We start from the raw sequence: 14446 nt of genomic DNA on the forward strand, positions 1-14446 counted from the left end.
ACGCCGCCGGAAGAAGGCGGGGCCCGGGCCTTCCGTGAGGGAGACTCGGGCCCCCGCCGCACCCGGGCACGGCGGGGAACACCCAGGCAGCGCCCGGGGAGCGGCAGGGGGAGCACCAGAAGAACCCCCGGGAAAAGCATGGAAAGCTACGCACGTAGAGGAGCAGGCAGGTACGGGGAACCGGATCAGGGGTGCTGACGTGCACGAGGACACACACGACGAGGGACACGAGGGCCGCGGGGGCGAGTCCACGGAGTTCCTCTCCCTGGAGCGGGAGCTGACGGTGCTGCTGCGCCGGGCCCGGGCCAATCAGGGCGAGATGGCCCGCGAGGTCCACCCGGACCTGGAGTCCGCCGCGTACGGCCTGCTCGTCCGGCTGGAGGAGTGCGGCCGGCAGCGGGCCACCGAACTGGCCGCCTACATCGGCGTCGGCAAGGCCACCATGTCCCGCCAGCTGCGCGCCCTGGAGCAGCTCGGTCTGGTGGCCCGCGAACCCGATCCGGCGGACGGCCGTGCCTGGCTCGTCGACCTGACCGAGGAGGGCCGCACCCGGGTGAGCCGGGTCCGTGAGGCCCGCCGAGAGCGGTACGTCCGCCACTTCTCCGACTGGGACCGCGGCGAGGTCGGCGAGCTGGCCCGGCTGCTGCACGAGCTGAACCGGGGCATGGAGAAGTAGCCCGCCCCGGGGAAGATAAGGAAAGAAGGGGAGAGCCGGCCGGGCCCCTTGGGAGGCGACCGGGCCCCTCGGAAAACGGCCGGGCCCCTCGGGAAGCGACCCGGACCGGGCCCGGTCCTACAGCTCCACGTACACCGCGGTCGCGTCGTCGTGGGTCTTGGCGCTCCCCAGGAACGCCCGCTCCACCTCGTCCGCCCGCTCCAGCTCCCGTACGCGGTCCACCAGCGTCCGTGTCCCCTTCTCGTGGACGAGGGCGAACAGATCCGCCCAGTCGCCCTCGCGGAAGGTCTCCGTCCAGCGCGTCGCCCCGTCGGACAGCGCGGCCAGCGCGCCGACGTCCGCCCGTGGCACGCTCCCCGTCACCGCCCGCCCGGCCACCGCCGGGTCGGCCGCCGCGGTGAAGAAGCCGCCCTCCTTGTTGCGCAGCGTGCCGTCGACCGTCCCGGCGCTCCTCAGCAGGGCGCGCGGCAGCCGGGCCAGCCGGGTGTCCTGGACCGGGGTGACCGTGCCGCCGGGGGACGCCAGCAGCAGCGTCGCGTCGCACAGCACCAGGTACTCCACGGTGTCGGGCGACCAGCGGGCCATGGCCACGGTCGCCTGCGGTGTGCGTGGGTGAGAAAGGTCACAGGTTTCGGCGTGGGCCCCGGCGGTACGTGCGATGGCGAGCGAGAGGGCCTCGGCCAGCGGAACATCCGGGAGTGAAACGGTCAGTTCGGTCAGGGCCCCGCCCAGGCGTGCCGTGAACCAGGGGACCGAATGCAGACAGCCCGCGCCGTCCGGCGGCGGCGTCACTCCGTCCAGGAGGACGACCGAACCGCCCTGTCCGGAGACGGGAAGTCCGACACTCGCGAAGTCCTCGTCGGGGCGGGCCCGATCGCCCGGCTCCGACACAAGTTCCGTACGCATCCGGCCAGTCTGCACGACTGCTCCACCGCTTCCGCGAAAGGCCGGCATCGATTGCCGAACAGGCGTACCGGCGCAGGTCAGACGCCTGTTTTGGGAGGGATTGAAGCACTCCGGGAAGGCGTGGCGGCGAATACTGTCAAAGCCCGCCGCTCACGTCCAACCGGCCTGCCGAAGACGGCCGCTGCGCGCGCCAGAGGAACTTGCCCGTCAACTCCCCTCCGATGTTCACTCCTTCGGGTGGCGGGGCAGGCGATGCACGGCCCCTGCCCACCGGCACTGGGAGGGTCGGGGACCGAACCGGACGTACGCCTCGGTTGACGAAGCGTCACATCCGGCCCATGAGCACACGAGTCAGGAATGCGAGCACCGGTGCAGAAAACGCGGCCTCGGCGCACAGGCAGGCAGACGGCCTCCGAGGGGGGCGCGGAGCGCACCCCTGTCGGCAAGGGCCGCCCGACCCATGTACGCAACCGGCTGATCGTCGCCGTGGCCGTGGTGGCCGCCGCGATCGCCGGCGCCGGTGCCCCCGCACTCCTCACCGCCTCCGGGCAGCTGAAGGATTCGCAGGACCTGGTCACCCTGGCCGAGCAGACCCAGGACGCCCTCGCACTCGCCCAGTCCCTCGCGGACGAACGCGACGAGGTCACCGTCTACGTGGCGGCCGGCCGGCCCAAGTCCGGGACCCCGTCGACGCAGGGCAGCGCCCGGGTGGACCGCCAGGCACGCGAGCTGACCGCAGAGACGGAGACCTCCGCCGCGCTGCGCGAGGCACTCGACTCCATCGGGTCCGTGCGCCGCGGCGCGCTCACCGGTGAGGGCACCGCCCTGGAGGCCCACCAGGCGTACTCCAAGGTCATCACCGCGCTGCACGGGCTCGCCGAGCGCCTCGCGGAGCAGACGCCACCGCGCGCCGGCGCCGGCGCGCACGCCCTCGTCGCCCTCGACACCGCCGTCCAGCAGGCCTCCGCCACCCGCGGACTGCTGCTCGCCGCGCTCAACGTGCCGACCACCACCCGGTCCGTCCTCGACCCGGTCACCGGCCTGACGAGCACCGAGAAGGTCTCCTCCGAGGCCGACACCGAGCAGCGCGACGCCCTCACCGCCGCCGCCCAGCAGTCCCGCGTCCGCTCCGACGCGGCCCTCGCCGACTTCCGCGAGGGCGCGCCCGAGGACGCCGTGGACTCCTACGACTCCACGGTCACCGGCGGCGACGTCGACACCGCCGAGAAGTACCTCGCCGACCTCACCGACCAGCCCGAGCTGAGCGCCCGCGAACTCGGCACCAGCCTGAAGAAGCTGGACGCCGCGCTCTCCGCCCGTGTCGACCTGATGCGCGGCGCCGAGTCCTCCTCCTACAACCACCGCACCGAGGATCTCGCCCTGCTGCGCGACGACGACGTCACCGCGCTGGAGATCCGGGTCGCCCTGCTGGGTGCGCTGATGCTGCTCGCGGTCGCCGTCTCCACCGGCATGGCCCGCAGCCTCACCCGCCCGCTCTCCGTGCTGCGCCGCGGCTCCGCCCGGCTCGCCGAGGCGGAGAACCCGGCCGCCGAGGAACCCGTCACCTTCACCGGCCGCAACGACGAGTTCGCCCAGGTCGTCCGCTCCGTCAACGCCCTGCACGCGCACGCGCTCGCCGTCCACGAGCGGGTCGGCACGCTGGAGTCCGACCGCAAGCATCTCGTCGGCCAGCGCCAGCGGATGGCCGACGCCCGTGAGGAACTCCGCGCCGAACTCACTGACTCCGCCACCCAGCTGGAGCGGCTGCGGTCCAGCATCACCGGCACCTTCGTCAACCTCGCCCTGCGCACCCTCGGTCTCGTCGAGCGTCAACTCGCCGTCATCGAAACCCTGGAGGAGCGCGAGCAGGACCCCGACCGACTGGCCACCCTCTTCAAGCTCGACCACTTCGCCACGGTCATGCGCCGGCACAGCGAGAACCTCCTGGTCCTCGCCGGCACGGAACACGTACAGCAGCACGCGGGCCCGATCCCGCTGGTGGACGTGGTCCGGGCGGCCGTCAGCGAGATCGAGCGGTACGAGCGGGTCCGGATCTCCTCCCTGCCCCCGCACGCGCATGTGGCCGGCTTCGCCGCGGACGACCTGAGCCATCTGCTCGCCGAACTCATGGAGAACGCCAGCTCGTTCTCCCCGCCCGACCTCCCCGTCGAGGTCTCCGGCTGGCTCCTGGAGAACGGCGAGGTCATGCTCTCCGTCCAGGACGAGGGCATCGGCATCCCGGGCGATCGCCTGACCCGGCTCAACGGCCGCCTCACCGACTTCGACCCGGAGACCCCGTACGACCAGGAGGGCGAGGAAGGACTCGGCCTCGGCCTGTACGTCGTCGCCCGGCTCGCCCACCGGCACGGGGTGCGGGTGCAGTTGCGCGAGCAGAAGCAGGGCGGGGTGGCGGCCGTCGTCGTCCTGCCGACGTCGCTGCTCGCCGAGGCCCCGGCGGCCGCGGTCCCGTCCGCCGCGCCGGCCTCCGCCGCGGCCCCGTCCTTCTCCCTCCCCGGCGCCGACGCGGAGGCCAACTCCAACGTCCTCCCCGGCCGCCCGAAGCCCACCGCGGACCCCTTGGTCGCGCTGGCGGAGCAGGCCGTACAGGAGGCGACGGAGGAGGACGGCGAGAAGAACCCGCCGGAGCCCGCCACCGAGGCCACCACCGAGGCCACCACCGAGGCCACCACTGGGACGCGCGCCGAGGCGCAGGCCGAGGCGTCGGCCGAGCCCCGCACGCAGACTTCGCCGGAGCCCCGCACGGAGACTTCGCCGGATCCGGACCCGGAGCCGGACCCGGAGCCCGAACCCGGTCCGGGTCCCGAGCCGGAGGCACCCGCCGCCTTCTCGCCCGAGACCACCATGGAACTCCTGCTGCCGAGCCCGCGTGGGGACGCGGACGAGGCGCGGGTCGCCCCGGAGCCCGCGTCCGACGTCGAGGACGGCGTACGCAGCCCGGAGCACAGCCGTGTCCCGGACGAGTCCGAGGAACGCGTCACCGACAAGGGTCTGCCCAAGCGCACACCCAGGATCACCACCCCCGCACAGACCCCGCGGCAGCGGACCGGCTCGGTCGACGCCGACGCCCTCCGCCGTCGTCTGGGCGGCTTCCGCCGGGGGGCGGAGGCCGGTTACCGCGACGTAGAAGCGGAGATCGCCGAAAGGACGGGCCAGAACAAGGTTCCGTCACCTCAAACAGCTCAAGAAGCACACGCACACGCCGAAGAAGACACGGGGGGCACAGTCGAGGAGGCAAGCAGTTGACCGCGCCCAGTACCTTCGGACTGAGCAGTGAAGCCCGTAACCTGCACTGGCTGTTGACCAACCTGGTGGAGGAGGTACCGGGCATCCAGTCCGTCGCGGTCGTCTCCTCCGACGGCCTGCTCCTGCTGTCCTCGGACCCAGGGCGCAACGACGAGGCCCGGCAGCCCAGAAGCGGCAAACCCACCGGCCCGCGCGGCTCGTCCGCCGACCTCGCCACCATCGTCTCGGGCATCGGCAGCCTCACCATCGGCGCCGCCCGGCTGATGGATTCCGGCGGGGTGAAACACACCATGATCGCCATGGCGGAGGGCAGCCTCTTCGTGATGTCGATCAGCGACGGCTCCCTGCTCGGCGTCCACGGTGCGGCCGACTGCGACATGAGCGTCGTGGCCTACCACATGGCCCTCTTCGTCGGCCGCGCCGGACATGTGCTCACGCCCGAACTCCGCAGCGAGCTGAGGAAATCCCTCGAATCCGAATCGGAGCCGGAGCCGGAGTCCGCGGGGAGCACCCGATGAGCGGCGCTCAGGAGCGGCCGCGGCCCAGCAGGCCCCAGCTCCCCGTCCGCGGGGGCGACCGCAGGCCCGCGAGGGTCCGCCCCTACTCGCTCACCGGCGGCCGCACCCGCTTCGGTCACGTCCTCCTCGTGGAGACCTTCGTGGCGGCGCTCGAAGCCCCCGAGGAGCGCAAGGAACTGACGAACGGTTCCCTCAGGTCCGTCGTGATGCCGGAACTGCGGGCCATCGTCGAACTGTGCCGCCGTATGCGCACGGTGGCCGAGATCGCCGCGCTGCTGAAGATGCCGCTCGGCGTGGTCCGCGTCCTGCTGAGCGACCTCGCCGACCAGGGAAAGATCCGTGTGTACGGCACCGGTACCGCTCACGGTACGGGCCGTCCCGACCGCGCTCTGCTGGAAAGGGTGCTGAGTGGACTCCGTCGTCTCTGACGCCGCCTCCTCCTTTGGCGTCACCCCTCTCGTCGCACCCGAGCCCGACGAGACCCTCCAGCCCTGGCAGACGGACCGCACCCGTGCCCCGATAGCCACGAAGATCGTGGTGGCGGGCGGCTTCGGGGTCGGCAAGACCACCCTCGTGGGCACCGTCTCGGAGATCGAGCCCCTCCAGACGGAGGCGCTGATGACCGAGGCCAGCGAGGAGACCGACGACCTCACCGGTACGCCCGAGAAGACCACCACCACGGTGGCCATGGACTACGGCCGCCTCACGCTCGACGACGACCTGGTGCTCTACCTGTTCGGCACGCCGGGCCAGCAGCGGTTCTGGTTCATGTGGGACGACCTGGTGCGCGGTGCGATCGGCGCGGTCGTGCTGGCCGACACCCGCCGGCTCAAGGACTGCTTCCCCGCGCTGGACTACTTCGAGAGCTGCGGGCTGCCGTACGTCGTCGCCGTCAACCACTTCACCGGCAGCGAGCTGTTCGAGCCGGACGACGTGCGGGAGGCGCTGACGATCCCCCCGCACATACCTGTCATGATCATGGATGCGCGACGCCGGATCTCGGTGATCGAGACCCTCCTGGCCCTGGTGGGCCACGCGCTGGACGAAACCCCCGAGTAGTCCCCCTTAGGAGCCATCCCCGCATGCGGAAGATACTCGTCGTCGGAGCCGGCCAGTCCGGACTCCAGCTCGCCCTCGGCCTCCAGTCGCACGGGTACGAGGTCACCCTGATGTCGAACCGGACGGCGGACGAGATCCGTTCCGGCCGGGTCATGTCGACGCAGTGCATGTTCCACACGGCCCTGGAGCACGAACGCGATCTCCAGCTGAACTTCTGGGAGTCCCAGGCCCCGAAGATCCAGGGACTCGGCGTCTCGGTGGCCGCCCCCGGCTCGCACGACCCGGGCCCGACCCAGCGCGCGATCGACTGGCTGGGCCGGCTCGACGGCTTCGCGCAGTCCGTCGACCAGCGGGTGAAGATGGCCGGCTGGATGGAGACCTTCGCCCAGCGCGGCGGCCAGCTCGTCATCCACGGCGCGGCCGTCTCCGACCTCGACTACTTCGCCCGCGCCTACGACCTCGTCCTGGTCTCCGCGGGCAAGGGCGAACTGGTCTCCATGTTCGCCCGCGACCCCGAGCGCTCCCCCTACCGCGAGCCGCAGCGCGCGCTGGCCGTCTCCTACGTCCACGGGCTGGGCCCGCGCCCCGAGCACCCGGACACCGAGGCCGTCCGCTGCAACCTGGTCCCCGGCGTCGGCGAGCTGTTCGTCATGCCGACGCTCACCACGTCCGGCCGTGCCGACATCCTCTTCTGGGAGGGCATACCCGGCGGCCCGCTGGACGTCTTCAACGGCGTCAAGGACCCGGCGGAGCACCTCTCCCTGACCCTGGAACTCATGGAGCGGTTCACACCCTGGGAGTACGAGCGCGCCAGGAACGTCGAACTGACGGACGCCGGCAGCACGCTGGCCGGCCGCTACGCGCCGACCGTCCGCAACCCCATCGGCCGGCTGCCCGGCGGCGGACTGGTCCTCGGCGTCGCGGACGTGGTCGTCGCCAACGACCCGATCACCGGACAGGGCTCCAACTCCGCCTCCAAGTGCGCGGCGGCCTACCTCGCGTCGATCCTGGAGCGCGGGGAGAAGGAGTTCGACGAGGAGTGGATGGGCGCCACCTTCGACCGGTACTGGGACACCGCGCAGCACGTCACCAAGTGGACCAACGCGATGCTGGCGCCGCCGCCGGAGCACATCGTGAACCTGCTGGGCGCGGCCGGCCAGCTGCCGCCCGTGGCCAATCGTTTCGCCAACGCCTTCAACGACCCGGCGGACTTCGAGAACTTCTTCTATGAGCCGGAGAAGACGGCCGCGTACCTGGGCTCGGTCACGGGCGCCTGACACTCTCCTGACCAGCGCTTTGACGGTCGTCTCTGGTCGTCTCTGGTCGTCATCGGTCGTCATCGGTCGTTGTGGGTCGCCCTCGGACGGTCCCGGACGGCCCCCGACGGCCCCGCATCACCCATCAGCTGAGGGACAGGCCCCTGGACACTGCGACTGGGGGCCTCTTCGCTATGAGCCCCGCAGTTGTAGGGATGCGGGTGAGCTGGGTGGTTCAGCCTGTGCAGCCCAGGACACTTCCGGGCGGAGCACAGTTGTCCGGGGTGTTGTTGAGGACCACGGACCGGGCGAGGGCCACGGTGCCGTCGGCTTTGTAGATGCCGCCGCCACTGCCGGGGCCGCCCGTCGCGGTATTGCGTAGCACCGTGGAGCGGGTCACCGTCAGCGTGCCTCCGTTCCAGATGCCGCCACCGATGGTGGAGGTGTTGCTGTACACCGTGGAGCCGGAGACCGTCATCTCGCCCTGGTAGTTGAGGATGCCGCCGCCGTCACTCACTCTCGCGGTGTTGTGGTGCACCGCCGAGTTGATCAGCGCGACCGTTTGGCCGGCGAGATAGTTGAAGACGCCTCCGCCGTTGTCTCCGGAATTGCCGAACACGGTGGAGCCACGCACCGTGAGGAATCCGTTGTTGTTGATGCCGCCGCCGGCGCCGAGTGAGTAGTTGTCCCTCACCACGGAGCCGAGCACCGTCAGCGTGCCCAGGTTGTGGATGCCGCCACCCGCGCCTGAGGGCGCCGTGTTGTCTCTCACCGTGGAGCGGCTCACCGTCAGCGTGCCCTCGTTGTTGACGCCACCGCCGGAGGCCGCGGCGCTGCCATGGGTGAGGGTCAGGCTGTCCAAGAGAACCTGGGCTCCGCTGCCGACCGTGACGGTGGAGCCTGCCTGGTTGCCGTCGAGCACCGTCCTGCCGACGCCCCTCAGGGTCAGGTCCTTGTCGATGGTGAAGGGGCCGGTGCAGGTTCCTCTCACCAGCAGGGTGTCTCCCGGCGAAGCGGCGGTGATGGCCGGCTGCAAGGCGCCGGGGTTGGCGTTGCAGTTCACCGCAGTCACCTGGGCAGCCGCGGCGGGGGCGACTCCGGTCACGCCGGCTGCCCCTGCCGCCACCGCTACCGTCGCCGACCGCACCCAGCGGCGCCGCAGGATCCTGACTACTTCGATGCGCATCTGGCTTCTCCTGGCATTTCATTACGCATGTCCGGAAAAGGGGTACGCCCTCACGTCGTTCTCTCAGCGCGTCGTGAGCACCCCGTGATCGCACATGTGGTGCCCTGGCCAGGCAGCGCAGTACCGGGGGCGAGCGCCCTGCGCTCCCAACAGTCCAACAAGCGCACCCATTCGGACTGCGTGGACCATTCGGGCTCGACCGAGGCGCCAGACGCATCTTCCTTCGGTCGCACGCCATCCCTGGTCCACGGGAACCCTCGGACCTCAACGCGGGAACCCCGCCGGGCGCGATCTGCGTTTCAGCAGGTCGGTGAATCCAGCCGGCGTCACCTTCGCCTTTGCCTTCGGCGTTGGCGTCGCCGTCGCCCTCGCCCCGGGATCCGGGCGGACCGCCCCCAGGACCGGGTTGGACGCGATCGGGGAGATCTTGACCTTCTCTCCCGTGCGCGGCGCCTGGACCACTGTCCCGTCGCCCAGGTACATCGCCACGTGCGTGGCCTCGGGGAAGTAGATCACCAGGTCGCCGGGGCGGAGTTCCTTCAGCGGGATTCTCCGCAGTCGTGCCCACTGCTCCTGGCTGGTGCGCGGGATCGGGGTGCCCGCGTGGATCCAGGCCTCGGAGGTCAGGCCCGAGCAGTCGTAGGACCGGGGGCCCTCCGCACCCCACTCGTACGGCTTCCCGATCTGGTCCACGGCGTACCGTACGGCGCGGTCGCCCTCCGGGGACGGCGGGCGGTCGTCGTCCAGGTCGCCGGTGGCCATGACGCGTTTCTGGGCCTCGTCGACATCGGCGCGTTCCCGTTCGGCGATCGCCGTGAGCTGGGCGGCGGTGAGGGAGGCGAGGAGCTTCTCGACGTCGTCGAGGCGGCGGCGGACGTCGTCGCGTTCCTTCTTGCGCCGCTGTGCGAGGGTGAGCTGGGCGTCGAGGGCGGCGCGGGCCTCGCGGGCCAGCGCGTCGGCCCGGCGTTCGCCGCCCTCCAGCCGGCCCACCGTGTCGGCCCGTTCCCGGGCCAGCCGGCCGATCACATGGCCCTGGTCGAGGGCGTGCTGCGGATCGCGGGCGAACAGCAGCCGGACGTACGAGGAGATCTCGGTGGTGCCCTGGTACTGCTGGCGGGCCAGCCGGCCGGCCGCGCCGCGGCTCTCCTGGAGGGACAGCCGGGCCCGCGCCAGCGCGGTGTCCAGGCGGCCGGTCTCGGCCCGCCGCTCCTTCAGCTTCTCCTCGGTGGCGTTGTACGTCTCGGTGGCCCGCTCGGCCTCCCGGTACAGCCGCTGAAGGTCCGTCAGCAGGTCGGTCACGGACCGCTCGCCGGGGGGCGCCGGGTCCGGTGGAGCGGCCGCCCGCGGCCCGCCCGGATCCGGGGACGCGGCCGCCGGCGGTCCGGCCGGGTCCGGCTCCGGTACGGCCACGGCGGCCCCCGGGGCCAGGGCGACCTGGGTGGCCAGCGCCGCCGTCACCGCCGTACAGGCCAGCCGCAGGAGCCTTTCTGACACGTCATCACCTCCGCCGCGGGGGAGGTGCCCGGGTGGCCGCTCCGTCCCGCAGGGCGAGCTTGGGGCGGGTGGGCGCGGTGCGCGCGCGGGCGTGCGCGGTTCGGCGCAACGAGGTCACCCGTCGGCGTCGTCCCGGCGCTCGTCCGGCGTGGGGGTTTCCGGTTTCGACCAAGGCCACTTCAGCCGGCCCCCGGCCCTGCCCGTGGGGTCGTACGCGTACTTCCAGCCCTGCTGGATGCCGAGCCGTCTGGTGTGGCCGCGCGGGACGCGCCGGTAGACCAGGACGGTGGGCGGGCCGCCGGCCGCGTCGGGGACGGGGATGCGGTACGTCTTCGGCGGGTGTCCGGTGGGGCCGACCAGGACGGGCAGGACGCGGCCGTCCATGGGCCCGCCCTCGAAGGGGGTGTCTTCGCTCTTCACCGCACCAGTGTCGATCAGGTCCGCGCGGCCAGCGCGCCCCGGACCACCTCGGCGGTCTGCGGGTCCCGGCGGGCGGTCACGGTGAGGAGCGCGACGAACTGCTCCACCAGCCAGTCCCGCAGTTCGCCGACGGGCGGATCCTTGTCCTCGTCGAGCCAGATCAGGGAGGCCGCCTCGACCGCCGTGATCCACATCCGGACGGTCATCCGCAGCCGGGGCCCGGGACCGTTGACCCCGAGGTGGCTGTAGATGTGCTCGGCGGCGGCCCGTCGTACGCCGTCCACGATGGCGGTGGTACGGGAGGTCTCCACCACGCTGCCGCCCTGGAGCAGGGCGCTGAAGCCGGCGTCGTGGCGGCCGACGAACGCGAGGTAGCGGTCGAGGGCGCGGCCGAGCCGGGGGAGGAGGGGGCCCTCGTGGGGTTCGTCGAAGCAGTGCCGCAGCTCCTCGGCGGCCGAGCGCAGCGCGGCCTCGTACAGCTGCTGCTTGCCGCCGGGGAAGTACCGGTAGACCAGCGGCCGGGAGACCCCGGCGGCCTCCGCGACATCGTCCAGCGAGACGTCCTCGGGGGCGCGGAGAGCGAAGAGGGAGAGCGCGGCCTCGAGCAGCTGGCTGCGGCGTTCCTCGACGCTGAGCCGACGGTAGGCGGGCACGGCGGGGGTCATGACGTGCAGCGTAATCGCCCCGCCCGCCGGGCGCGCCCGAGCCGGTGGTCCCGGGGGCGTCCTCAGGCCAGCAGCCCCGACGACTTCCACAGCCGCCGCCCGACGCCCCGCAGCACCCCGATGTCGTCCAGGAAGTCCGTGAGCCGCTTGGAGCCGGTCTGCATGACCTCGCGGCGGTGTCCGCTGGCCTTCACCTGGGCCAGGGCCTCGCGCCTGTCCAGACCGACGTTCGTGTAGACCTCGGGGTTGACGAAGGCGACCGAGAAGACGCGGGCGAACTCGCCGGAGGTGATCCGGGTGAACTCCTGCGACCACCTCGGGGCGGTCACCATCTGGCGGCGCAGCTCCTCACGGGCGTAGCGCACGTGCCGGGCCTCCTCCACGACATGGATCCGGGTGACGCCCCGGACCAGTGTCTGGACCCGCTCGTCGGGGAACGTCAGCCGCTGCATCCAGTCGAGGACCTCCTCGCCGAGCAGGGTCGCGGTGAACGAGCCCGGGGTGGTGGAGATCGTCTTGAAAACGCGGCCGAGCTGCTGGTGGGCGCGGCTCACCGGGTACCAGGGGGTGTCCCCGTGGGTGATCAGCCGGGCGAACATCTTGGAGTGGCGGCACTCGTCCTCTATCTCGGTCAGCGCGTACCGCACGTGAGCGCTCGTCGCCGCCTTGTCGTAGATGTGCCGGACGAGCAGCTGCATGAGGATGAGTTCGAACCAGATCCCGAGCGAGGCGAGCGCGGCGGCCTCGTGCTGGGACAGCAGGATCCGCTGCTCCTCGCTCATCCGCTTCCACAGCGGGGTGTCGTAGAGCGACACCAGCTCCGGCGGCCAGAACCACTTGCCCTCCTCGAAGGGCGCGTCCCAGTCCAGTTCCTTGTCCGGGTCGAAGGAGTGCTTGGCGGAGGAGGCGAGCAGCCGCTCCGCCACCTGCTCCCGGTCCTTGAGCAGGCCCAGTGCGTCCCGCAGCCCTTCCAGTGCGTCGGCGTCCGTGAGGGTCGTCATGGCTCTTATGAGACTGCTTGTCAGCAAGAGCGTCAATCCCCCTGCGGCAACTCGTCGTCCCGATGTCCGCACACCTGTTGCCCGCACACCAGTTGTCCGCGGGCCCGTTGTCCACCCGCCCGTCGCCGCACACGCGTGCGAGACTGGCCGGGTTGGGGGGAACGTCGGGGGGAGACGCGCGTGAGCACCGCATCCGCAACCGTCGAGCGCAGCGCCGCCGCACGCCGCAGCCTGGAGGGTCTCGCCCTCGGGGACGCCTTCGGCGAACGCTGGTTCCCGCTCTTCAGGCCACCACGGCAGGCGTACACGGAGATCCGCGCCCGCCGGATCCCGCCGGAACCGCACTGGTACTGGACCGACGACACCGCGATGGCCCTCGGCGTCCTCCGCGTCCTCGACCGGTACGGCGAGATACGGCGGACCGAACTGGCCCTCGCCCTCGCCCTCGGCCACGACGCCGACCCCGCCCGGGGCTACGGCCGCGGCATGCACGCCCTGCTGCCCCGGCTGCTCCGGGAACCCTCAGGATGGCCCGGGTTCAGCCGCGAGCTGTTCGGCGGCGAGGGCAGCCTCGGCAACGGCGCGGCGATGCGCGTGGCACCCCTGGGCGCCTGGTTCCACGCCGACCTCGACCGGGTCGCCGAGCAGGCCGTCCGCTCCGCCGAGGTCACCCACGCCCACCCGGAGGGCATCGCCGGTGCGGTCGCCGTGGCCGTCGCCGCGGCGCTCTCCGCCCGGCGGGAGCAGAGCCTGGACGCGGTGGCCGCGCTCACCCCGGACAGCGCGGTCCGCGAGGGCCTCGCCCGTGCCGCCGCACTGCCCTTCACCACCGAGCCCTGGAAGGCGGCGGACCTCCTCGGCAGCGGCGGGCGGGTCCGTGCCGACGACACGGTCCCCTTCGCCCTCTGGTCCGCCGCCCGCCACCCCGACGACCTCGTCGCCGCCCTGTGGACCACGGCCGAGGGCTTCGGTGACGTCGACACCACCTGTGCGATCACCGGCGGTGTCGTGGCGGCCCGCGCCGGAGTCGAGGGCGTCCCGGCGGTCTGGCTGGAGCGGCGCGAGCCGCTGCCCGGGGCCGGACGGCCCGCGTGAGGCCCGCCGACGGCCCGGTCCCGGGCCTGCGGGTGACCAACAGCGGCGAGGAACTCCTGGAACTGATCCTCGAACCGTACGGCAGCGACCACTGGATGCGGCCCGGCGAGACCTTCGTGATCTGGGCGCTCACGGCCGAGGACGTCGGTCTCTTCGAGGTGGCCCACGAGCCGGGCGCGATCACGGTGTGGGCCCCGTCGCACGCGTTCGTCGGCGACGAGGACGGCAACGAGATCGACTGCGGCCACCACCGCCCGCCCCCGTCCGGCCCGTTCCGGCTGAGACTTCCGTAGGCCACCGGGCCGGGTCCGGCCCAGACCGAGCAGCCCAGTTCCTCCGGGCCGGGTCCGGTCTAGACGGAGCAGCCCAGTTCCTCCGGCACCGCGAAGGAGACCGGCTCCGCGCCCTGCGGCGGGAAGGAGGTCCGCAGGGTGAAGGCGTACGGCGTCGGACCGTGCGCCCGCAGGTGGAGCAGGCGCGCCTCGGCCTCGGCGACCGTCGGCCGGTGCCCCGCCGGAACCCACCACAGGACCGCCATGGCCTCCCTCACCCGCTCGAACCACTCCCGCCGGCGGGAGAGCATCTCGCGGTGGCGCCCCTGGTACATGTACGCGGTCAGGGCGTCGGTGTCCCGCCACACCGACATGTTGACGATCAGCCAGGAGTCGCCGAAGACCGGGATGTCGGTGGCGTCGCCCCCCTCCGACTGGAGCCGCCACACATAACCGGGCGCGGCCTCCGCGTCCGCGTTCACCGGGTCGAGGGCGTCGACGAAGTCCTTCAACTCGGGTGAGTCCAACGGGAACTTGAGGCGGGCGATGTTGACCTGGGCGAGTTCGGGGGCGGACGATGCGGGAGCGGATTCCGGGGCGTTTTCGTGCGCGGCTTCAGTCATGCGCGCACCGT

At 72.0% G+C, this 14446-nt stretch carries 15 protein-coding genes; 8 read left to right on the forward strand and 7 right to left on the reverse strand.

Going from position 1 to position 14446, the window contains the following annotated elements; all coding sequences use genetic code 11:
- The first annotated feature begins 199 nt into the window (after positions 1–199).
- Positions 200–676: a MarR family winged helix-turn-helix transcriptional regulator gene (locus IE275_RS06320; RefSeq protein WP_189708419.1), complete on the forward strand. Its 477-nt coding sequence runs from the start codon at positions 200–202 to the stop codon at positions 674–676.
- Between the two features lie 117 nt (positions 677–793).
- Here the strand turns inward: IE275_RS06320 and IE275_RS06325 are convergent, their stop codons facing one another.
- Positions 794–1582, reverse strand: coding sequence for a hypothetical protein (locus IE275_RS06325; RefSeq protein WP_189708421.1), 789 nt, complete (start codon positions 1580–1582; stop codon positions 794–796).
- A gap of 369 nt (positions 1583–1951) precedes the next feature.
- Between IE275_RS06325 and IE275_RS06330 the strand changes: the two genes are divergently transcribed.
- Genes IE275_RS06330 through IE275_RS06350 form a run of 5 tightly spaced genes read left to right on the forward strand, consistent with a single transcriptional unit; the run spans position 1952 to position 7700 of the window.
- On the forward strand, positions 1952–4846 hold the full coding sequence (locus IE275_RS06330) for a sensor histidine kinase (RefSeq protein ID WP_189708423.1): 2895 nt from the start codon (positions 1952–1954) through the stop codon (positions 4844–4846).
- Entirely contained in the window at positions 4843–5364 is a 522-nt protein-coding gene (locus IE275_RS06335) for a roadblock/LC7 domain-containing protein (protein WP_189708425.1), read from the forward strand. Before IE275_RS06330 ends, IE275_RS06335 begins: the two co-directional genes overlap by 4 nt.
- On the forward strand, positions 5361–5792 hold the full coding sequence (locus IE275_RS06340; RefSeq protein WP_189708427.1) for a DUF742 domain-containing protein: 432 nt from the start codon (positions 5361–5363) through the stop codon (positions 5790–5792). Before IE275_RS06335 ends, IE275_RS06340 begins: the two co-directional genes overlap by 4 nt.
- The gene (locus IE275_RS06345) at positions 5773–6423 is read left to right on the forward strand and encodes a GTP-binding protein (RefSeq protein ID WP_189708430.1); all 651 of its coding nucleotides are present in this window, start codon (positions 5773–5775) and stop codon (positions 6421–6423) included. Before IE275_RS06340 ends, IE275_RS06345 begins: the two co-directional genes overlap by 20 nt.
- A 23-nt stretch (positions 6424–6446) precedes the next feature.
- Positions 6447–7700 (forward strand): styrene monooxygenase/indole monooxygenase family protein, encoded by a 1254-nt coding sequence (locus tag IE275_RS06350; protein ID WP_189708432.1) that lies wholly within the window; start codon positions 6447–6449, stop codon positions 7698–7700.
- A gap of 214 nt (positions 7701–7914) precedes the next feature.
- Here the strand turns inward: IE275_RS06350 and IE275_RS06355 are convergent, their stop codons facing one another.
- The 5 genes from IE275_RS06355 to IE275_RS06375 form a co-directional block, all read right to left on the reverse strand.
- Positions 7915–8865, reverse strand: a complete 951-nt coding sequence (locus tag IE275_RS06355; RefSeq protein ID WP_189708434.1) for a right-handed parallel beta-helix repeat-containing protein — start codon at positions 8863–8865, stop codon at positions 7915–7917.
- A gap of 264 nt (positions 8866–9129) precedes the next feature.
- On the reverse strand, positions 9130–10359 hold the full coding sequence (locus tag IE275_RS06360) for a C40 family peptidase (protein WP_189708436.1): 1230 nt from the start codon (positions 10357–10359) through the stop codon (positions 9130–9132).
- A gap of 114 nt (positions 10360–10473) precedes the next feature.
- Positions 10474–10779: a DUF8847 domain-containing protein gene (locus tag IE275_RS06365; protein WP_189708438.1), complete on the reverse strand. Its 306-nt coding sequence runs from the start codon at positions 10777–10779 to the stop codon at positions 10474–10476.
- A gap of 14 nt (positions 10780–10793) precedes the next feature.
- Entirely contained in the window at positions 10794–11444 is a 651-nt protein-coding gene (locus IE275_RS06370; protein ID WP_189708440.1) for a TetR/AcrR family transcriptional regulator, read from the reverse strand.
- Between the two features lie 62 nt (positions 11445–11506).
- Positions 11507–12445 (reverse strand): AurF N-oxygenase family protein, encoded by a 939-nt coding sequence (locus tag IE275_RS06375; RefSeq protein ID WP_189708442.1) that lies wholly within the window; start codon positions 12443–12445, stop codon positions 11507–11509.
- Between the two features lie 180 nt (positions 12446–12625).
- Here IE275_RS06375 and IE275_RS06380 point away from each other — a divergent pair, with 180 nt between their 5' ends.
- Positions 12626–13540 (forward strand): ADP-ribosylglycohydrolase family protein, encoded by a 915-nt coding sequence (locus tag IE275_RS06380; RefSeq protein WP_189708444.1) that lies wholly within the window; start codon positions 12626–12628, stop codon positions 13538–13540.
- The gene (locus tag IE275_RS06385) at positions 13537–13833 is read left to right on the forward strand and encodes a hypothetical protein (protein WP_229870124.1); all 297 of its coding nucleotides are present in this window, start codon (positions 13537–13539) and stop codon (positions 13831–13833) included. Before IE275_RS06380 ends, IE275_RS06385 begins: the two co-directional genes overlap by 4 nt.
- 59 nt (positions 13834–13892) lie before the next feature.
- Here the strand turns inward: IE275_RS06385 and IE275_RS06390 are convergent, their stop codons facing one another.
- Complete coding sequence (locus IE275_RS06390) at positions 13893–14435, reverse strand: DUF3291 domain-containing protein (protein WP_189708446.1); 543 nt, start codon at positions 14433–14435, stop codon at positions 13893–13895.
- Positions 14436–14446 lie beyond the last annotated feature (11 nt).

The organism is Streptomyces phaeofaciens (genome assembly GCF_014648915.1).
Lineage (GTDB): Bacteria > Actinomycetota > Actinomycetes > Streptomycetales > Streptomycetaceae > Streptomyces > Streptomyces phaeofaciens.